General features: G+C 67.7%; 1 pseudogene. It reads left to right on the top strand.

Annotated elements, in window-relative coordinates:
• Positions 1 to 269: pseudogene (locus KVT32_RS30190) on the top strand (heat-shock protein); the annotation flags it as partial.

Below are 269 nucleotides of genomic sequence, written 5' to 3' on the forward strand. Positions count from 1 at the left end.
TTCAACCTGGCGACCTGGCACACGATCAACCAGGCGTATACGAGGAAGAGCACCGCCCAGCTGGCCGACCTGGTGCGCGACGCGCGCGAGCCGGCCAAGCTGCAGCGCCTGCAGCACCTGATCGACGAGCGCGCCGGCCACTGGCTGGCGATGCAGGTCGAGGGCGCCAAGATCGGTTTGTCCGATCACGACACGGTCGCCCTGGAACTCGAGCGTCTTTCGCCGCCCGAGACCCTGGCCGTTCAACGGGTGCAGTTCGAGGCGGCGAT

This window comes from Achromobacter sp. GbtcB20 (assembly GCF_019091095.1).
Taxonomy (GTDB): domain Bacteria; phylum Pseudomonadota; class Gammaproteobacteria; order Burkholderiales; family Burkholderiaceae_B; genus Achromobacter; species Achromobacter mucicolens.